Source organism: Microcystis sp. M113S1 (assembly GCF_020246945.1).
GTDB lineage: Bacteria > Cyanobacteriota > Cyanobacteriia > Cyanobacteriales > Microcystaceae > Microcystis.
This window is the reverse complement of the sequence record NZ_JADBSA010000100.1, coordinates 1-3712: the sequence shown is the minus strand read 5'-3', so window position 1 is coordinate 3712 and position 3712 is coordinate 1. Positions and strand designations below refer to the sequence as shown.

5 protein-coding genes are annotated in these 3712 nt (G+C 43.1%); all 5 read right to left on the bottom strand.

Annotation, left to right across the window (positions count from 1 at the left end):
- Nucleotides 1–225: 225 nt before the first annotated feature.
- The 5 genes from IM319_RS05435 to IM319_RS05415 all read right to left on the bottom strand — a co-directional run bounded on the left by IM319_RS05435 (nt 226) and on the right by IM319_RS05415 (nt 3600).
- On the bottom strand, nt 226–1056 hold the full coding sequence (locus IM319_RS05435; protein WP_287734935.1) for a metal ABC transporter permease: 831 nt from the start codon (nt 1054–1056) through the stop codon (nt 226–228).
- Between the two features lie 129 nt (nt 1057–1185).
- Complete coding sequence (trxB, locus tag IM319_RS05430; RefSeq protein ID WP_287734934.1) at nt 1186–2544, bottom strand: thioredoxin-disulfide reductase; 1359 nt, start codon at nt 2542–2544, stop codon at nt 1186–1188.
- Nucleotides 2545–2765: 221 nt separating this feature from the next.
- A complete protein-coding gene (locus IM319_RS05425; RefSeq protein WP_287686587.1) occupies nt 2766–2891 on the bottom strand; it encodes a hypothetical protein in 126 nt (41 codons plus the stop codon).
- Nucleotides 2892–2963: 72 nt separating this feature from the next.
- The gene (locus IM319_RS05420) at nt 2964–3143 is read right to left on the bottom strand and encodes a hypothetical protein (RefSeq protein ID WP_287686585.1); all 180 of its coding nucleotides are present in this window, start codon (nt 3141–3143) and stop codon (nt 2964–2966) included.
- Nucleotides 3115–3600, bottom strand: coding sequence for a Panacea domain-containing protein (locus IM319_RS05415; protein WP_287734936.1), 486 nt, complete (start codon nt 3598–3600; stop codon nt 3115–3117). The genes IM319_RS05420 and IM319_RS05415 overlap by 29 nt, the downstream gene beginning before the upstream one ends.
- Nucleotides 3601–3712 lie beyond the last annotated feature (112 nt).

Genomic DNA, 3712 nt, shown 5'->3' with positions numbered 1-3712 from the left:
GTTGGGTAAGACTTTTAGACTTTTTGTCAATCAAAAAGTACCAGGACTGGGAGTGATCAGGGGGAAAATTCAGGTACTTTTTCCCTGAAAATTAGGTAGTTGACCACCTGAAAATCGGTAAAACCCATCCCCCATCCCCCCTCCCCCATCCCCCAACCCCCACCGAAAAACTTTTTCAGCAGACCCTAGATAACTTGTTCTTATCACCACAACTAGGGGAGAGCCTTAAAGATTAGATATTTTTCTGGTGATAGTTAGGATGAAAGGTTTCCAAGTAAGACTGATTAAATAACCCAATCCTGCCACTAAAATAATTGTCGCCCCTGAGGTGAGATTTAAACTATAGGATAACCACAAACCCACTAAAGTAAAGACAATTCCTAAAATAATCGCTAGGATCATCATTCCCTTCATATTTTTAACAAATTGTCCACTGATAGCGGCGGGAATAGTTAGTAAAGCAATTACCATAATTAATCCTACCACCTGCATTACTGCGACAATAGTTAAAGCGGTTATTCCCATTAAACCTAAATAAATTATCTCCACGGGAATATTGCGAATAATCGCAAAGGTTTCATCAAAAGATATGGCTAACAACTCTTTATAAAAGATACTAACTAAGGTTATAATTAATATATCTATGCCCGCCATTATCCATAAATCATCCCTCGGTACAGTTAAAATACTACCGAAAAGATAACTCATTAAATCAGCTTTATAACCGGGGGTTAAATCAATAAAAATTACCCCAATCGCCATACCAATCGCCCACATCACCCCGATTAAAGTATCAGATCTCTCCCGGATGCGACGCTGTAAAAAACCCATGCCTAAAGCCGAAAAAAAGGTAAAAAATATCGCCCCCACCAGGGGATTAATCCCAAAAAAATAACCGATTCCTATGCCTCCATAGGCAGCGTGAGCGATTCCACCACTGATAAAAACCACGCGATTAACTACTACCAAAGTACCAACAATCCCACAGGCAATACTAACTAATATTCCTGCGGCGATGGCATGGCGCATAAAATCAAATTGTAAGACCTCTAGCATAGGGTGTTGGGAAGTGGGGTGTGGGGTGTGGGGAGCTTTTTCAGTAAACAGTAATCAGTAAACAGTAAACTAAAAACTCACATCTGATAACTGATAACTGATAACTGATAACTGATAACTGATAACTGATTATTGATAACTCTCAATTACTTGACGAAATTCGCTTTTTTGTTTGACTCCGCGCATTTCTTTTACTAATTCCCGCTCCTTAAAGAATTGTACCGTGGGAGTACCAGTTACTTGACCCATTTTGGCAATTTCTGGGTCAGCTTCGATGTCAATTTCCACAAAATAAATTTTGCCATCGTACTCATCGACCACTTTATCTAAAATCGGTTTCAGGGTTTTACAGGGGCCACAGGTGGGAGAAACATATTTTACCATTAACAAGCGATCGCCATCGTGGAATAATTTCCGCAAAGCATAACCCCCAACGTGATGGGTTTTGTTAATATCAAAAGTTTCCTCCGTATCGGCCGGGGTTTCGCTAACGGTTTTCGTCTCGTAATGTTCAGAAGTGGCTGATTGACGGTATTCTTGGATTAAATTATGCTCCGATAACCATCTTTCTGCCAATAACGCCGCCATACACCCCGTACCTGCGGCAGTGATGGCCTGACGGTATTCGTGGTCCTGCACATCTCCTGCGGCAAAAACCCCCTCGACGCTGGTAGCAACAGTCCCCGGTTTGACTTTCACATAACCCACCTCGTCTAATTCTAGTTGTCCTTGGAATAGGGAAGTATTGGGAGTGTGACCGACGGCATAAAATAACCCTCTAACGGCTAATTCGCTGATTTCTCCCGTTTGCGAGTTTTTAATGCGTAATCCTGCCATTTTACTGCCTGTACCGAACACATCCACCGCTTGGGTATGAAAATGAACGGTAACTTTCGGATTATTTAACACCCGGTCCTGCATTGCTTTCGAGGCGCGCATCGCTTCCCCGCGTACCAATAAATGGACGTGAGAGCCGTATTTAGTCAAATATACGGCTTCTTCCGCCGCCGAGTCACCGCCACCAATCACAGCGAGGTTTTCCTCTCTAAATATCGGTGTAGCACCGTCACAGATAGCACAAGCGGAAATCCCGTTACTCCAGAATTGAGCTTCGCTGGGTAATCCTAAGCGTTTGGCAGTGGCTCCCGTGGCGATAATAATACTATTGGACTTAACTTCCCGGTCGGTGGAACGAATGGTAAAAGGACGCTGACTTAAATCCACCGAGATAACATCTTCGGTATAGCATTGGGTCCCCCATCTTTCGGCCTGTTCCTTCATTCTTTCCATGAGCTTCGGACCGGTGATTCCTTCGGGAAAACCGGGGAAATTTTCTACTTCTGTGGTGGTCATCAATTGTCCCCCCGGAATGCCTCCCGCTTGGAAACCCTCAAACATCAAGGGTTTTAAGTTCGCACGCGCCGCATAAATCGCCGCCGTATATCCCGCGGGTCCCGAACCAATAATGACTAAATTCTCGACAGTCATAACCGTAAATGCAACTCATAACGACTACGCTTTTTAGTATAGCAGCATCAGTTATCAGTTATCAGTTATCAGTGTAATACTAAATCCAGTTATTAAAGACTGATTATCTATTCCTGCTTTTGCCTATTGCAAGAGTGCCTTTTGCCTATCCTTATAAGTAGCCTATACTCAACGGATTTAGTGTCATATGGGTCGTAACTCACCAAGAAGTAGATTTCTGCCTAAACATCCAGAATCTCTCGGATAATAGCTTTTAAATCGGCATCAGCAGGACGTTTGACAAACTGCTCATGGCTGTAAATCCAAACCAGTTTAACTGTGTAGGTAGTCGCGCTCACTAAATACATTAATCTAATTTGCCCCGCAGCACCTTTTGAAACCCGGATATCGAGCTTGTGAAAAGTCCAGCCTTCCGGCAACTAAATTTTCCCCGGTAGAGGTTCCTGGCGGGAGTTATGGGGATATTGGTCATCGATTAAATCCTCTAAAGTTTTGGCAATAAGTTCAACAAAGCTATTTTTGTGAACTTTTGCCAGTTTTTTGAAAGAGCGCTCGAAGTTGTCAGAAGATTCAATCGAGAAGAGAATTGAGCCAGTCATGCACTTCTCCTTTCCCAATAGGATGAGAAGATTTCGTAGCCAATGCCTCCTTCAAAACTTCAGACATGGCCGGTTTGTAGGCAGGATGTTCCTGTTCTATCAAATCAAGCTTTTGATAACCTAATGCTTTCATATCATCAAGGAGAATTGGCTCTGTGGAACTTTCTTCTGGTGGCAGACCTTTACGAGCCTTTTTCCAAGGAAACTCCGCGTGAGTCATATCACTCAACCAATAGGCGTGGTAGTTACCGAAATATTGCCAAATTTCTTCTAAAAGTTCTTTTTTCTCCGATGGCAGCCCAGACAAGGATTCTTGGCGAGGAATTGGTAATTGTTTAGCCTCAAAATCACTGTAGAACTTATAAGCAGCAGGACAAACGGGACTGTAACGCCATGCCTGAATTTCCTCCTTAAACAATGGTTCATCGTATAGAATCCATTTGGTATCTTTTATAATGTAGATGCCCTTGCTGAAAAGGTGACGCGAAAACCTTGTCCATTATAGGTTTCAGGGGAGAGAGTCTCTAGCCTGCGCGAGCGGCAATACTTTAGTCGGAACCCCGTTTTGT